This window comes from Pseudomonas sp. WMBT8, assembly GCF_050916005.1.
Classification (GTDB): domain Bacteria; phylum Pseudomonadota; class Gammaproteobacteria; order Pseudomonadales; family Pseudomonadaceae; genus Aquipseudomonas.
This window is the reverse complement of record NZ_CP188096.1, coordinates 1,159,720-1,173,513: the sequence shown is the minus strand read 5'-3', so window position 1 is coordinate 1,173,513 and position 13,794 is coordinate 1,159,720. Positions and strand designations below refer to the sequence as shown.

Annotated in this window: 17 protein-coding genes; 1 reads left to right on the top strand and 16 read right to left on the bottom strand. The window is 59.4% G+C overall.

Annotated elements, in window-relative coordinates:
- Window positions 1-15: 15 nt before the first annotated feature.
- From ispG to trmJ, 15 genes are all read right to left on the bottom strand, one after another.
- Window positions 16-1,125: a flavodoxin-dependent (E)-4-hydroxy-3-methylbut-2-enyl-diphosphate synthase gene (ispG, locus tag ACO77H_RS05125; RefSeq protein WP_057437947.1), complete on the bottom strand. Its 1,110-nt coding sequence runs from the start codon at window positions 1,123-1,125 to the stop codon at window positions 16-18.
- A 2-nt stretch (window positions 1,126-1,127) separates the two neighbouring features.
- Entirely contained in the window at window positions 1,128-2,117 is a 990-nt protein-coding gene (locus ACO77H_RS05120; protein WP_432755107.1) for a RodZ domain-containing protein, read from the bottom strand.
- On the bottom strand, window positions 2,117-2,875 hold the full coding sequence (pilW, locus tag ACO77H_RS05115) for a type IV pilus biogenesis/stability protein PilW (RefSeq protein WP_432755106.1): 759 nt from the start codon (window positions 2,873-2,875) through the stop codon (window positions 2,117-2,119). The genes ACO77H_RS05120 and pilW overlap by 1 nt, the downstream gene beginning before the upstream one ends.
- A 12-nt stretch (window positions 2,876-2,887) precedes the next feature.
- Window positions 2,888-4,036 (bottom strand): 23S rRNA (adenine(2503)-C(2))-methyltransferase RlmN, encoded by a 1,149-nt coding sequence (gene rlmN, locus ACO77H_RS05110; protein ID WP_169956313.1) that lies wholly within the window; start codon window positions 4,034-4,036, stop codon window positions 2,888-2,890.
- Window positions 4,037-4,065: 29 nt separating this feature from the next.
- On the bottom strand, window positions 4,066-4,491 hold the full coding sequence (gene ndk / locus ACO77H_RS05105; RefSeq protein ID WP_017846179.1) for a nucleoside-diphosphate kinase: 426 nt from the start codon (window positions 4,489-4,491) through the stop codon (window positions 4,066-4,068).
- Between the two features lie 91 nt (window positions 4,492-4,582).
- Window positions 4,583-4,783 (bottom strand): Fe-S cluster assembly protein IscX, encoded by a 201-nt coding sequence (iscX, locus tag ACO77H_RS05100; RefSeq protein WP_057437937.1) that lies wholly within the window; start codon window positions 4,781-4,783, stop codon window positions 4,583-4,585.
- 14 nt (window positions 4,784-4,797) lie between these two features.
- Window positions 4,798-5,139, bottom strand: a complete 342-nt coding sequence (fdx, locus tag ACO77H_RS05095; protein WP_016977666.1) for an ISC system 2Fe-2S type ferredoxin — start codon at window positions 5,137-5,139, stop codon at window positions 4,798-4,800.
- 3 nt (window positions 5,140-5,142) lie between these two features.
- Window positions 5,143-7,005 carry a Fe-S protein assembly chaperone HscA gene (gene hscA / locus ACO77H_RS05090; RefSeq protein ID WP_432755105.1) on the bottom strand — a complete coding sequence of 621 codons (1,863 nt, stop codon included), beginning with the start codon at window positions 7,003-7,005 and terminating at the stop codon, window positions 5,143-5,145.
- Between the two features lie 51 nt (window positions 7,006-7,056).
- Window positions 7,057-7,578 (bottom strand): co-chaperone HscB, encoded by a 522-nt coding sequence (gene hscB / locus ACO77H_RS05085; protein ID WP_169956309.1) that lies wholly within the window; start codon window positions 7,576-7,578, stop codon window positions 7,057-7,059.
- An 8-nt stretch (window positions 7,579-7,586) separates the two neighbouring features.
- Window positions 7,587-7,910, bottom strand: a complete 324-nt coding sequence (iscA, locus tag ACO77H_RS05080; RefSeq protein ID WP_010565230.1) for an iron-sulfur cluster assembly protein IscA — start codon at window positions 7,908-7,910, stop codon at window positions 7,587-7,589.
- Between the two features lie 28 nt (window positions 7,911-7,938).
- A complete protein-coding gene (gene iscU, locus ACO77H_RS05075; RefSeq protein ID WP_028617851.1) occupies window positions 7,939-8,325 on the bottom strand; it encodes a Fe-S cluster assembly scaffold IscU in 387 nt (128 codons plus the stop codon).
- A 99-nt stretch (window positions 8,326-8,424) separates the two neighbouring features.
- Window positions 8,425-9,639 (bottom strand): IscS subfamily cysteine desulfurase, encoded by a 1,215-nt coding sequence (locus ACO77H_RS05070; RefSeq protein ID WP_169956307.1) that lies wholly within the window; start codon window positions 9,637-9,639, stop codon window positions 8,425-8,427.
- Between the two features lie 50 nt (window positions 9,640-9,689).
- Window positions 9,690-10,181, bottom strand: coding sequence for a Fe-S cluster assembly transcriptional regulator IscR (iscR, locus tag ACO77H_RS05065; RefSeq protein WP_003210305.1), 492 nt, complete (start codon window positions 10,179-10,181; stop codon window positions 9,690-9,692).
- A 299-nt stretch (window positions 10,182-10,480) separates the two neighbouring features.
- On the bottom strand, window positions 10,481-11,266 hold the full coding sequence (gene cysE / locus ACO77H_RS05060; protein ID WP_432755104.1) for a serine O-acetyltransferase: 786 nt from the start codon (window positions 11,264-11,266) through the stop codon (window positions 10,481-10,483).
- A gap of 2 nt (window positions 11,267-11,268) precedes the next feature.
- The gene (gene trmJ / locus ACO77H_RS05055; protein WP_432755103.1) at window positions 11,269-12,039 is read right to left on the bottom strand and encodes a tRNA (cytosine(32)/uridine(32)-2'-O)-methyltransferase TrmJ; all 771 of its coding nucleotides are present in this window, start codon (window positions 12,037-12,039) and stop codon (window positions 11,269-11,271) included.
- A gap of 145 nt (window positions 12,040-12,184) precedes the next feature.
- Between trmJ and suhB the strand changes: the two genes are divergently transcribed.
- Window positions 12,185-13,000 carry a type III secretion system regulator SuhB gene (suhB, locus tag ACO77H_RS05050; protein ID WP_003175971.1) on the top strand — a complete coding sequence of 272 codons (816 nt, stop codon included), beginning with the start codon at window positions 12,185-12,187 and terminating at the stop codon, window positions 12,998-13,000.
- Window positions 13,001-13,182: 182 nt separating this feature from the next.
- On the opposite strand, the gene ACO77H_RS05045 is transcribed toward suhB, so the two are convergent.
- Window positions 13,183-13,725, bottom strand: coding sequence for a glycine zipper 2TM domain-containing protein (locus ACO77H_RS05045; RefSeq protein ID WP_029298576.1), 543 nt, complete (start codon window positions 13,723-13,725; stop codon window positions 13,183-13,185).
- Between the last annotated feature and the right edge of the window lie 69 nt (window positions 13,726-13,794).

The following is a 13,794-nucleotide window of genomic DNA, read 5'->3' as shown; positions in this document are numbered from 1 at the left end:
CTTAAATTCGTTCGATCAGCCGCGAGCGATAAGCGCTGCGTCAGAGGCGACCTTCTCGGCCGCTTTCTCGCGGATCAGCCGTTCCAACTGATCCACCAGATTATCATTCGTCAATTTCTGCGACGGCTTGCCGTCGATGTAAATCAGGTTCGGGGTACCGCCGGTCAGGCCCACATGCGCCTCCTTGGCCTCACCCGGCCCGTTGACCACGCAACCGATAACCGCGACATCCAGCGGCACCAGCAGGTCTTCCAGGCGTACTTCCAACTCGTTCATGGTTTTCACCACGTCGAAGTTCTGCCGCGAGCAACTCGGGCAGGCAATAAAATTGATGCCACGGGAGCGTAAATGCAGGGATTTGAGAATGTCGTAGCCGACTTTCACTTCCTCTACCGGGTCCGCCGCCAGGGAGATGCGAATGGTATCGCCAATCCCGTCGGCCAGCAGCATACCGAGACCCACCGCAGATTTCACTGTGCCTGAACGCAAACCACCGGCTTCGGTGATGCCCAGGTGCAACGGCTGCACGATTTCCTTGGCCAGCAGGCGGTAGGCTTCTACCGCCATGAACACGTCGGAAGCCTTTACGCTGACCTTGAAGTCCTGGAAATTCAGGCGCTCAAGGTGCTCGACGTGGCGCAGTGCAGACTCGACCAGGGCTGCCGGGGTAGGCTCGCCATATTTTTTTTGCAGGTCTTTTTCCAGGGAACCGGCGTTGACGCCGATACGGATCGGGATCCCGCGATCACGGGCCGCATCGACCACGGCACGCACGCGGTCTTCGCGACCGATGTTGCCCGGGTTGATCCGTAGGCAGTCGACACCCAGTTCGGCCACGCGCAACGCGATCTTGTAATCGAAGTGGATATCGGCGACCAGTGGCACCTTGACCAATTGCTTGATGCGGCCAAACGCCTCGGCAGCGTCCATATCCGGCACGGAAACCCGCACGATATCGACGCCGGCGGCTTCCAAGCGGTTGATCTGGGCCACTGTGGCAGCCACATCATTGGTGTCGCTGTTGGTCATGCTCTGTACGGCGATGGGGGCATCGCCACCCACCGGCACCGAGCCGACCCAGATCTTGCGCGATACGCGACGTTTGATTGGAGATTCGCCGTGCATGACTATTGTCCCAACTTCAGGCGAGCGGTCTCGCCACTGGTGAACGGCGCCACGTCCACAGGCTGGCCGTTGTAGGCCACTTGCGCGCCACGGGCAAAGCCCAGACGCAGCGTCAAAGGAGGCTTGCCGACCTGATCAAGCGTATCTCCCTTACGCTTCAAAGCACTGAACAGGACCTTGCCATTGCCATCGGTGACTTGTGTCCAGCAGTCAGCGACGTAGGTAATCTGAAGACGGCCATCGCCCGCCACGCTGGCAGGCGGCTGGGCGGCAGGTGCGGCGACCGTTGGTGCGACGGGTGCGACCGGTGCCGGCACAACGGGGGCCTGGGCCGCAGTGGCCGGAACCTGGCTTGCGGGCGCGGCTGGAGCGGCTGCAACGACGGCCGGGGCCGACTCGGTGCCGGCTTCGGCAGACGGTTGGCCTGCTTGCAGGTCAAGATTGGTTTCAGCCGTGGCCTCGCCCTGGGCGACAGCCTGGTCTTCCGGCTCGTCCAGGGGATGAATCTGGGTGGTGCCGTCGGCGCTTTCGACTTCGACGTGCTCCATAGCGTTGCTGATCAAGTCCTTGCTGCGCAGCGAGGTCTGGTCCTGCCACCAGACAAAACCACCACCGATCACTGCGATCAGCAGCAACAGGCTGACAATTCGCAAAATCGTGTGGGAAACACGCACGGGCTCTTCAATACGACCAAGACCGTGTACGTTGCTGCCCTGGGAATCGGTACCGGTGAACTGGTCGAATTGCTGGACCAGGATGGCCTGGTCGGTGCCCAGCAGCTTGGCGTAGGCACGGATATAACCGCGGGCGAAGGTATGCCCGGGCAGTTTGTCGAACGCGCCGTTTTCCAGGTTGCCCAGGGAAGTGGTGGTCAAATTGAGCTTGAGGGCCACTTCTTCGAGCGACCAACCATTGCTTTCGCGGGCCTGACGCAAGGTCTCGCCTGGGTTTACGCGATTAGCGGCTACAACTTCCGGGTGCGCGGCTTTCATCATTGCTCCGACAGGTATTGCTGATATTCCGGCGTACCGGGATAGAGTCGTTCTAGTTGCTGGCCAAAACGTGCGGCCTTGTCGCGTTCTTCATGAACTGTGGCCAGGCGCACACCAAGCAATAGACTACGTGCATTTTGCCCACTGAGCAGGCTAAAACGCTCGTAATAGTCACGTGCCGGCACATAATGCCTGTCTTCAAACGACAACTGGGCCATTTCAAGCAAGGCCCGTGGCTGGCGCTGGTTCAGGTGCAGGGCTTTTTCCAGTTGCCGGCGGGCGTCTTCACGTTGGCCAAGGCGCATGGAGGTCACTCCCAGGTTTTCGAAAACCCGCGAACGCTCAGGATATAGGGTATCAGTAGCTGCTTGCTGGAAATAACCGGCCGCGTGCTTATAACGCTCCTGCTGAAACAGGAAGCTGCCGTAGTTGTTAAGCAGGCGCGGATCATGGGGGCGAACCGCCAGGGCCTTCTGGAAATACTGGTCGGCCAGCTCGGGATCGGCCTGGGCCTGGAACACCAGCGCTAGCGCCGCATTGGCGTCGGCATCCTGATTATCGAGGGCCAAGGCCTTTTGCAGCGGCACCTTGGCCTGCTCGCTCAAGCCCTGGCGCAAGTAACCCAACCCCAGCTGCACATAGGCAGCACGCGCTTCGTCACGGCCCTTGCCAGTTTGCAGCGGGCTGTCAGAGCCCGATGAAACACAGCCAACCGAGAGGCTGGCAACAAGCAAAAGCAGCGCAAGGCGCAGGGGCATAGAGTTCCTCTCTCAGGTTCGTGTCGCGGCGTTCTGCGCCAGATCGCTGTCGGCGCTCAACTCGCGCACGGCGATGTAACGCTCGCTACGACGGGTGCGATCCAGCACCTGTCCTACCAATTGACCACAGGCGGCGTCGATGTCTTCACCACGGGTGGTGCGCACAGTGACGTTGTAGCCTGCCTGGTGCAGTTGATCCTGGAAACGACGAATGGCGTTGTTGCTTGGCCGCTCGTAGCCAGAATGGGGAAACGGGTTGAACGGAATCAGGTTGATCTTGCACGGGGTGTTCTTAAGCAGCTCGATCATCTCGACCGCGTGTTCGACCTTGTCGTTGATGTCCTTGAGCATGGTGTACTCAATAGTCAGCACGCGCTTCTCGCCCAAGGTCGCCATATAACGCTGGCAAGATTCGAGCAGCATCTTAAGCGGATACTTCTTGTTGATCGGCACCAATTGGTTACGCAATGCGTCATTGGGCGCATGCAGCGACAACGCCAGGGAGACGTCGATGTGCTTGGCCAACTCATCGATCATCGGGACCACGCCGGAGGTCGACAGGGTCACACGGCGCTTGGAAATGCCGTAGCCCAGGTCGTCCATCATCAGATGCATGGCCGCAATCACGTTGTCGAAGTTCAGCAGCGGCTCACCCATGCCCATCATCACCACGTTGGTGATGGCACGGTCGACGGTTGCCGGTACGCTGCCAAAGGATTTGTTGGCAATCCACACCTGGCCGATGACTTCGGCGGCGGTGAGGTTGCTATTGAAGCCTTGCTTGCCGGTGGAGCAGAAACTGCAGTCCAGGGCACAGCCTGCCTGGGACGAAACGCACAAGGTGCCGCGTTTGCCCTGGGGAATGTAGACGGTCTCGACGCAACTGCCGGACGCCACGCGCACCACCCACTTACGGGTGCCATCGCTGGAGATGTCCTCGCTGACAACCTCGGGACCACGAACCTCGGCAATCGCCTTGAGCTTGTCGCGCAGGGCCTTGCTGACGTTCGTCATGGCGTCGAAATCGTCGACGCCAAAGTGGTGAATCCACTTCATTACCTGACCGGCACGGAAACGCTTCTCCCCGATTGAGTCGAAGAATTTTTCCATTTCCTGTTGAGTCAGACCCAGCAGGTTGGTTTTTACAGTCGATGTAGTCATGGATTCACCTTCACTCTTTAAGCCAATGCTTAGCGAGTGGTTACTTCAGTAGCTGCGAAGAAGTACGAAATTTCGCGAGCAGCAGCGGCTTCGGAGTCCGAACCGTGTACAGCGTTGGCGTCGATGGAGTCAGCGAAGTCAGCACGGATGGTGCCGGCAGCAGCTTCTTTAGGGTTGGTAGCGCCCATCAGCTCACGGTTCAGAGCGATAGCGTTTTCGCCTTCCAGAACCTGTACAACAACAGGACCGGAGATCATGAAGGCAACCAGGTCGCCGAAGAAGCCACGAGCGCTGTGCTCAGCGTAGAAGCCTTCAGCTTCAGCCTTGGACAGTTGCTTGAGTTTCGAAGCTACAACCTTCAGGCCGGCTTTTTCGAAACGAGTGGTGATCTCGCCGATGACGTTTTTTGCAACAGCGTCAGGCTTGATGATGGAGAAAGTACGTTGAACAGCCATGGTGTAACTCCAGAAACGGTAATTTGCGAAAAATTAAACCCGCGAATTATACGCGGGTTCTTGGGTATTGCCTAACTGCGTGAGGGAGGCTTCAGTCCTGTTCTTCTTTCCAGGCAGTCTGGATAGCTTCAAGAACCTTTTCACCGCCGCGATCCCGCTCGTCTTCGAACCCTGGCAAGGCCATGACCATGTCACGCAAAGCTACAAAGTTCACGGAATAGGGATCCGTATCCGGATGGCCATCGGCCAGCAGAATAGCGATCTCTTGCACATCAACCCATTTAAGACTCATGACACTTCCTTGAATCAATGCGGCGCTTCGGCCGCATGGTTGAGCGAATACTTCGGAATTTCGACGGTAAGGTCTTCTGTTCCCACCTTGGCCTGACAGCTCAGACGCGACGTCGGTTCCAGGCCCCACGCCCTATCAAGATAGTCCTCTTCCAGCTCATCGGCCTCTTCAAGGCTATTGAAACCTTCGCGGATAATGCAGTGACACGTGGTACAGGCGTTAACGCCACCACAAGCACTCTCGATCTCGATGTGGTTGTCGTGGGCAACTTCGAGAATGGACTTGCCGGTCTCAGCCTCCACGACCATACCGTCCGGGCAATGCTCGGCGTGTGGCAGAAAAATGACCTGCGGCATCAGTTATTCCTCGATTTCATTCAGGTTGCGTCCCGCCAGGGCGGCTTTCACCGTCTGGTTCATACGACGGGCGGCAAAGGCATCGGTTACTTGTGAAAGGCGCTTGGTCTGTTGTTCGATGGCATAGCCATCGGTGCCTTTCATCAATTGGGCCAGCTCCTGCATCTGCAGGTCGATGACCAGGCGTTCTTCAGCATCCAGCAGGCGCTCACCGTCTGCCTCAAGCGCGCCCTGCACCGCTTCAAGCAGGCGCTGGGCATCGACTTGCTGCTCACGCAACACACGGGCGACCTTGTCGTCACCGGCATACTGGAACGAATCCTTGAGCATCTTGGCGATTTCGCCGTCAGTCAGGCCGTAGGACGGCTTGACCTGAATGCTGGCCTCAACGCCCGAACCCAGTTCGCGTGCAGCTACGCTGAGCAGGCCGTCGGCGTCGACCTGGAAGGTCACGCGGATCTTCGCCGCACCCGCGACCATGGCCGGGATGCCGCGCAATTCAAAACGCGCCAGGGAGCGGCAGTCGCTGATCAGCTCGCGCTCGCCCTGCAGCACATGGATCATCATGGCCGTCTGGCCATCTTTGTAAGTAGTGAAGTCCTGGGCGCGGGCGACGGGAATGGTGGTGTTGCGCGGAATCACCTTCTCCATCAGGCCACCCATGGTTTCCAGGCCCAGGGACAACGGAATCACGTCGAGCAGCAACAATTCGCCACCGTCACGCTTGTTGCCGGCCAGGGTATCGGCCTGGATCGCAGCCCCAATGGCCACCACTTGATCCGGATCGATTTCAGTCAACGGCTGGCGACCAAAGGCTTCAGCCACCGCTTCGCGAACCCGTGGCACACGAGTCGAACCGCCAACCATGACCACCGCACCCACTTCTTCCAGCTCAATGCCGGAATCACGAACCGCACGACGACAGGCTTTCAGACTGCGGGCAACCATTGGCTCGATCAGCGCATCAAAGGCGTCACGGGTCAGTTGGGCCGACCAGGAGCCGTAGGAAACTTCAACAGATGCGGCGTCGGTCAGGGCTTCCTTGGCGGCGCAGGCGGTTTGCAGCAGGTTACGCTGCTCGCCCGGATCCAGGTCGGCGGACAAACCGGCACTGGTGATCATCCAACCGGCAATGGCGTGGTCGAAGTCATCACCACCCAGGGCACTATCGCCACCGGTGGCCAGCACTTCAAACACTCCGCCGGTCAGGCGCAGGATCGAAATATCAAAGGTGCCGCCGCCCAGGTCGTAAATCGCAACCAGGCCTTCAGCGTGCTGGTCCAGGCCGTATGCCACGGCGGCCGCGGTCGGCTCGTTGAGCAGGCGCAACACATTGAGGCCAGCGAGTTTCGCTGCATCCTTGGTGGCTTGGCGCTGAGCATCGTCGAAATAGGCAGGAACAGTGATTACCGCGCCAACCAATTCACCGCCCAAGGTGGTTTCTGCACGCTGGCGCAGCACCTTGAGGATATCGGCCGACACTTCCACCGGGCTTTTCGGCCCCTGGATAGTGTCGATGAACGGCATATGGGATTCGCCGCCTACAAAGCGATATGGCAGTTGGTCGCCCAATTGCTTGACGTCGGACAACCCACGACCCATCAAGCGCTTGACCGACAGCACGGTATTGAGCGGGTCGGTAGACGCCGCCAGTCGAGCGGACTCGCCCACTTCGGTGCGATCCGCGTGATAGCGCACCGCCGACGGCAGGATCACCTGGCCATCAGCATCGGGCAACGGCTCGGAGAGACCGCTGCGCAGTGCGGCGACCAGTGAATTGGTAGTACCCAAGTCGATGCCAACCGCCAGGCGACGCTGGTGCGGTTGAGGACTTTGGCCGGGTTCGGCGATCTGCAGTAGAGCCATGGTAATCAGGTCTTATCTGTCTATCAGGCGTGCAATCTGTGCAGCACTGGGTTAATCGTCGAGGCGCTCTTCTAGCTGGCGCACTTCGTAAGTGAGCTTGTCGAGGAACTGCATGCGCCGCATCAGGCGTTCGGCCTGCTCACGTTGCGCTGCATCGTCCCAACAGGCTGCGAAGCTTTCGTTGAGTGCATCCTGGGCCACTTTCAGACGCCGCTTGAAGACCGCGACGCCAGCCAGATCGGCCTCGTCCTGCAGGTCTTCGAGCTCTTCACGCCATTGCATCTGCTGCATCAGGAAATCAGGGTCATGGACCGTGACTTCCAGCGGCATTTCGCCACCACCCATGGCGAGCAGGTAACGCGCGCGCTTGGGAGGGCTTTTGAGCGTCTGATAGGCTTCGTTGAGGCTGGCTGACTGCTCCAGCGCCAGGCGCTGCTCACGCTCGGAAGCGTCGGCAAAGCGATCCGGATGCACTCCACGCGCCAATTCACGGTAGCGCGTGGCAAGCTGCTCGAGGTCCAGGCGAAAACTCGGCTGCAACTCGAATAAAGCGAAATGACAAGGAGTACCCACAAATAGCCTCAGATGTTGAAGCTTTCGCCGCAGCCACATTCACCGCGCACGTTAGGGTTGTTGAACTTGAAGCCTTCGTTCAACCCTTCCTTGACGAAATCGAGCTCGGTGCCGTCCAGGTAGGTCAGGCTTTTCGGGTCGATGATCACTTTCTCGCCGTGACTTTCGAACACCTGATCTTCCGCAACCACCTCGTCGACGAACTCCAGCACATAGGCAAGGCCGGAACAGCCTGTGGTGCGCACACCCAGACGAATCCCCTCACCTTTACCGCGCCCATCCAGGGAGCGTCGCACGTGCCGCGCAGCCGCTTCTGTCATGCTGATAGCCATCGTTGACTCCTTACTCGTCGCCAAATGCTTAGATCAAGCCTTTCTTCTGCTTGTAGTCGCGAACGGCCGCCTTGATGGCGTCCTCTGCAAGTACCGAGCAGTGAATTTTCACGGGCGGCAGGGCCAGCTCTTCAGCCAACTGGGTGTTGCTGATAGTGACAGCCTCATCCAGGGTCTTGCCTTTCATCCATTCGGTCGCCAGGGAACTGGAGGCGATGGCTGAACCGCAGCCGTAGGTCTTGAACTTGGCGTCTTCGATAACGCCAGCGTCGTTGACCTTGATCTGCAGGCGCATGACGTCGCCGCACGCCGGGGCGCCGACCATGCCGGTGCCCACATCAGGATCTTCCGCGTCCATCTTGCCGACGTTGCGCGGGTTTTCGTAGTGGTCGATGACCTTTTCGCTGTAAGCCATGGTACTGAATCCTCACTCATCAGGGCCGCTCTGGAACCCTGTAAAAACGCCTGCGTTTTCCGCCACGTTCCTACAGAGCTTGGGTGGCGGCTTCTATATTTAGTGTGCCGCCCACTCGATCTTGGAAATATCGACACCGTCTTTGTACATGTCCCACAGCGGCGACAGGGTGCGCAGCTTGGTGACCGCTTCGCAGACTTTCTGCGCTGCGTAGTCGACTTCTTCTTCGGTGGTGAAACGGCCGAACGTAAAGCGGATCGAGCTGTGTGCCAACTCGTCGTTGCGGCCCAGGGCACGCAGGACGTAGGACGGCTCGAGGGAAGCCGAGGTGCAGGCCGAACCGGACGAAACCGCCAGGTCCTTGAGCGCCATGATCAGCGACTCGCCTTCGACGTAGTTGAAGCTCAAATTCAGGTTGTGCGGTACACGGGCGGTCATGCTGCCATTGATGTACAGCTCTTCAAGGTTCTCGACCTGCTTGTAGAAGCGATCGCTGAGGGCCTTGATGCGCACGTTTTCGCCAGCCATGTCTTCCTTGGCTACGCGGAAGGCTTCACCCATGCCGACGATCTGGTGGGTCGCCAGGGTGCCAGAACGCATGCCGCGCTCGTGACCGCCGCCGTGCATGGTGGCTTCGATACGTACGCGAGGCTTGCGGCTCACGTACAGCGCACCAATGCCTTTAGGGCCGTAGGTCTTGTGGGCCGAGAACGACATCAGGTCGACTTTCAGCTTGGACAGGTCAATGTCGACCTTGCCGGTAGACTGGGCAGCATCGACATGCAGCAACACGCCTTTGGAGCGGGTCAGCTCGCCAATGGCGGCGATGTCGTTGATGGTGCCGATTTCGTTGTTCACGTGGATCACGGAAACCAGGATGGTGTCTTCACGCATCGCGGCTTCGATCATGGCCGGGGTGACGATACCGTCAGTGGTGGGCTCGAGGTAAGTCACCTCGAAACCTTCACGCTCCAGTTGGCGCATGGTGTCGAGGACAGCCTTGTGCTCAATCTTGGTGGTGATCAGGTGCTTGCCCTTGGTCGCGTAGAAATGCGCGGCGCCCTTGATTGCCAGGTTGTCGGACTCGGTGGCACCGGAGGTCCAGACGATTTCACGCGGGTCAGCATTGACCAGGTCGGCGACCTGGCGACGAGCGTTTTCCACCGCTTCCTCGGCTTTCCAGCCGAAAACGTGGGAACGGGACGCCGGGTTGCCGAAGTTTCCGTCAACCAGCAGGCATTCGCTCATCTTTTGCGCGACACGCGGATCAACCGGGGTGGTCGCTGAGTAATCAAGGTAAATCGGCAATTTCATGGACTTTCTCCTAAATCAGGCTGGCTGGCGTGCCGTTAGCTCTTCGGCTGTCACTCGACGGCGGACGCTTCAATCTTGTCCAGACGCGGCGCCTTGGTATTGCATCGGCGCTGGTCCTGACGCTGGGCTACTTCCTGCACCTCACGGCGAGTCACAAGATCAGCCAAGCTGATACCGCTCAAAAACTCATGGATCTGCAGGCTCAGGTCACACCACAAGTGGTGCGTCAGGCAGGTGTCGCCGGCATGGCAATCACCCAGGCCCTGGCACTTGGTGGCATCGACGGATTCATTGACCGCATCGATCACCTGGGCGACCTGGATGCCCTGCATGTCGCGGGACAACTGATAACCGCCGCCCGGGCCACGCACACTGGAAACCAGGTTGCTGCGGCGCAACTTGGCGAACAGTTGCTCAAGATAAGACAGGGAAATGCCTTGGCGCTCGGAGATATCGGCCAGGGACACCGGCCCGTTTTGCGCGTGCAAAGCCAGATCGAGCATGGCGGTCACCGCGTATCGGCCTTTTGTAGTCAGTCTCATGGACAAGTACCAAGGTGTTTCAGAATGGGAGCAAGTATGCGATTCCCGAGTATTTAAGTCAACTATAAGACCTAGTACTTTAGTCAGGAATACCCGTAAAAAGGGCGCGCGAATCATAGCAGGGTGGGGTGGAATCGAACAGCAGGAACCTGGCGAGGGCCCAACCTCAAGACCAACGGAGGTCAAATGCGGGAGCGGGTTAGCCTGCAATGGCGGTGGATCAGCCGCCCATGGGGTGACTGGCAGACCGCTATCACCGGCAAGCCAGCTCCCACAGGGGACTTTATCAATCTTAAAACCTAACCCGCCTTGGTGGCACCGGCCTCATCCTTGATCTCGGCGAAGTCTTCTTCGCGCAACTCAGGCAGATCTTTCGCACAGTAAGGACTACCCAGATCTTTCAACGCGCCGCACATGCCATCCAGCTTGCCGTCCACCGCCTGCAGGTGGTCGAGCAACTGGCCAATGGCGCGTGCCACCGGATCCGGCATGTCTTCGCTGACGCCATAGGCGTCGAAGCCGATCTTCTCGGCCATGGCCTTGCGCTTGGCCTCCTGTTCATCGCCGACTTCCGGCTTGACGATGATCCGCCCTGGAATGCCCACCACGGTTGCGCCCGGCGGCACCGCCTTGGTCACCACCGCATTGGAACCAACCTTGGCACCGGCACCGACCGTAAACGGGCCCAGGACCTTGGCGCCTGCCCCGACCACCACACCATCTTCAAGGGTCGGGTGACGCTTGCCCTTGTTCCAGGTGGTGCCGCCCAGCGTCACGCCCTGGTACAAGGTCACGTCATCACCAATCTCGGCCGTCTCACCAATCACGATGCCCATGCCATGGTCGATGAAGAAGCGACGACCGACCTTGGCCCCCGGATGAATCTCGATCCCGGTCAACCAGCGGCCAAAGTTCGACACCAGCCGCGCCAACCACTTCCAGCCCATGCCCCACAAGGCGCCGGACAAGCGGTGAATCCAGATCGCGTGCATGCCCGGGTAGCAGGTCAGCACTTCAAAGGCGTTGCGCGCCGCCGGGTCACGATGGAAAACACTTTGGATATCTTCTCGCAGACGCTCGAACATTTTTAATCCTTCCGCTTCAGAAGCTCGCCACGGGCCGCTTTCTGGGTCTCCGTGAGGATGCCACGCAATATATTCATCTCTGCCCGGCTGACCGAGCTACGTCCGTAAAGCCTTCGCAGGCGCGCCATCAAGTGCCTCGGTTTTTCCGGATCGAGAAATTCGATGGCCACCAGGGTTTGCTCCAAGTGCTCATAGAACCGCTCCACCTCATCCATGGTGGCCAATTCGCCACTTTTGGTGGATGCAACCTCGTCCTTCTCCATTTTGCTCGGCTGGCCTTGTGCTGCCAGCCAGGCCATGCGCACTTCATAACTCAACACCTGCACCGCTGCCCCGAGGTTCAGCGAGCTGAATTCGGGGTCTGATGGGATGTGCACGTGATAATGACATCGCTGCAGCTCGTCATTGGTCAGGCCAGAGTCTTCACGACCAAACACCAAGGCGATTTCGGCGCCACCAGCCGCCTCTTCGACCACTTTGGCCCCGCATTCGCGGGGATCGAGCAGCGGCCAGGGGATGCGGCGGTCGCGGGCGCTGGTGCCAAGCACCAGGTTGCAACCCACCAGGGCATCTTCCAGGGTGGCGACGACCTGGGCTTTTTCCAGGAGGTCATTGGCGCCGGAGGCACGAGCGTCGGCTTCGTGGTGCGGGAACACACGCGGCTCCACCAGCACCAGGCGCGTCAGCCCCATGTTTTTCATGGCCCGCGCCACCCCGCCGATATTGCCGGGGTGACTGGTATTGACGAGGACGACACGAATGTTTTGCAGCAAGGGAGGCGCTCGCGGACACGGGAAAGGGGAGCAAATCTTACAGAACAGCCTAAGGTTATGCCATGAAAGCGAACGTCGTCCTTCACCTGAAGAAAGTTTCTGCTAGAATGCTCGGCTTTCTTTAACAACCTTAGGTGACACATCCATGCAGCCCATGCTGAATATCGCGCTGCGCGCCGCCCGCAGCGCCAGTGAATTGATCTTCCGCTCCATCGAGCGCCTGGATACCATCAAGGTCGACGAAAAAGACGCCAAGGATTATGTATCCGAGGTGGATCGCGCCGCCGAACAGAAAATCATCGACGCCCTGCGCAAGGCCTACCCTACCCACGGCATCCTCGGTGAAGAAACCGGCCTGCACAAAGGTAGCGGCGAAGGCGAAGACTACCTGTGGATCATCGACCCACTGGATGGCACCACCAACTTCCTGCGCGGCATCCCGCACTTTGCCGTAAGCATTGCCTGCAAATACCGTGGCCGCCTGGAGCACGCCGTGGTCCTGGACCCGGTTCGCCAGGAAGAATTCACCGCCAGCCGTGGCCGTGGCGCCCAATTGAACGGTCGTCGCCTTCGCGTCAGCGGTCGCACCAGCCTGGACGGCGCCCTGCTGGGCACCGGTTTCCCGTTCCGTGACGACCAGATGGACAACCTGGAAAACTACCTGGGCATGTTCCGCGCCCTGGTTGGCCAGACCGCCGGCATCCGCCGCGCCGGTGCCGCCAGCCTGGACCTGGCGTATGTGGCCGCCGGTCGTTTTGATGCGTTCTGGGAGTCGGGCCTGTCCGAGTGGGACATGGCTGCAGGCGCCCTGCTGATTCAAGAAGCCGGCGGCCTGGTGAGCGACTTCACCGGTGGTCACGACTTCCTGGAGAAGGGTCACGTGGTTGCAGGCAACACCAAATGCTTCAAGGCAGTCCTGACGGCGATCCAGCCGCACCTGCCGGCTTCGCTGAAGCGCTAAGCGAGCGAGCACAAAAAAGCACCCTTAGGGGTGCTTTTTTATGCCCGGGATTTGGCCAAGAACCAATGCCCACTGACCCCACTGTGGGAGCTGGCTTGCCTGCGATAGCGGTTGGCCAGCCAACTTGCTTAATACTGACCCGCCGCTATCGCCGGCAAGCCGGCTCCTACAGGATATGTCGGTTACTGCTGATTCTGGCCGAGGATCAGGCGACCCTCTTTATCCACAGGGATCTGGCTACCCGGATCACGCTCCATGCGCACCGATCCTTCCTTGCCATCCAGGTTGTAACGCACGTCATACCCGACCACCTTGTCGCTGATGTCGTTGACGGTGTTACAGCGAGTTTGCGTGGTGGTGTAGGTATCACGGTTCTGCATGCCTTCCTGAACCTTGTTACCGGCATAACCGCCACCCACTGCGCCGGCTACGGTGGCAATCTTCTTGCCAGTACCGCCGCCGATCTGGTTACCCAGCAGGCCGCCTGCCAGGGCGCCGACCACCGTGCCGGCGATTTGATGCTGATCCTGCACCGGACGCTGCCGGGTCACGGTGACGTCCTTGCAGACCTCACGGGGAGTTTTGATCTGGGTCTTGACCGGCTGCACCGCCAGCACTTGCGCATACTCAGGGCCGCTTTTTACCAGGCTGTAGGTGGCAACAGCACCCCCGGCAGTCACACCGACAGCACCCAATACCGCACCAACCAGTAACGACTTGTTCACGTGAACCTCCTGACCATCACAAGCGGACTGAAACGTCCGCGCTATACCCAGCCTTGGAGCAAAAAAAAA

What these genes read in the sequence shown, in the direction of transcription:
- iscR (WP_003210305.1), bottom strand. Translation starts at nt 10,181, where the DNA reads ATGAGACTGACTACAAAAGGCCGATACGCGGTGACCGCCATGCTCGAT.
- ACO77H_RS05070 (WP_169956307.1), bottom strand. Translation starts at nt 9,639, where the DNA reads ATGAAATTGCCGATTTACCTTGATTACTCAGCGACCACCCCGGTTGAT.
- pilW (WP_432755106.1), bottom strand. Translation starts at nt 2,875, where the DNA reads ATGCCCCTGCGCCTTGCGCTGCTTTTGCTTGTTGCCAGCCTCTCGGTT.
- rlmN (WP_169956313.1), bottom strand. Translation starts at nt 4,036, where the DNA reads ATGACTACATCGACTGTAAAAACCAACCTGCTGGGTCTGACTCAACAG.
- ispG (WP_057437947.1), bottom strand. Translation starts at nt 1,125, where the DNA reads ATGCACGGCGAATCTCCAATCAAACGTCGCGTATCGCGCAAGATCTGG.
- fdx (WP_016977666.1), bottom strand. Translation starts at nt 5,139, where the DNA reads ATGCCGCAGGTCATTTTTCTGCCACACGCCGAGCATTGCCCGGACGGT.
- iscX (WP_057437937.1), bottom strand. Translation starts at nt 4,783, where the DNA reads ATGAGTCTTAAATGGGTTGATGTGCAAGAGATCGCTATTCTGCTGGCC.
- hscA (WP_432755105.1), bottom strand. Translation starts at nt 7,005, where the DNA reads ATGGCTCTACTGCAGATCGCCGAACCCGGCCAAAGTCCTCAACCGCAC.
- iscA (WP_010565230.1), bottom strand. Translation starts at nt 7,910, where the DNA reads ATGGCTATCAGCATGACAGAAGCGGCTGCGCGGCACGTGCGACGCTCC.
- ACO77H_RS05120 (WP_432755107.1), bottom strand. Translation starts at nt 2,117, where the DNA reads ATGAAAGCCGCGCACCCGGAAGTTGTAGCCGCTAATCGCGTAAACCCA.
- ndk (WP_017846179.1), bottom strand. Translation starts at nt 4,491, where the DNA reads ATGGCTGTTCAACGTACTTTCTCCATCATCAAGCCTGACGCTGTTGCA.
- cysE (WP_432755104.1), bottom strand. Translation starts at nt 11,266, where the DNA reads ATGTTCGAGCGTCTGCGAGAAGATATCCAAAGTGTTTTCCATCGTGAC.
- iscU (WP_028617851.1), bottom strand. Translation starts at nt 8,325, where the DNA reads ATGGCTTACAGCGAAAAGGTCATCGACCACTACGAAAACCCGCGCAAC.
- suhB (WP_003175971.1), top strand. Translation starts at nt 12,185, where the DNA reads ATGCAGCCCATGCTGAATATCGCGCTGCGCGCCGCCCGCAGCGCCAGT.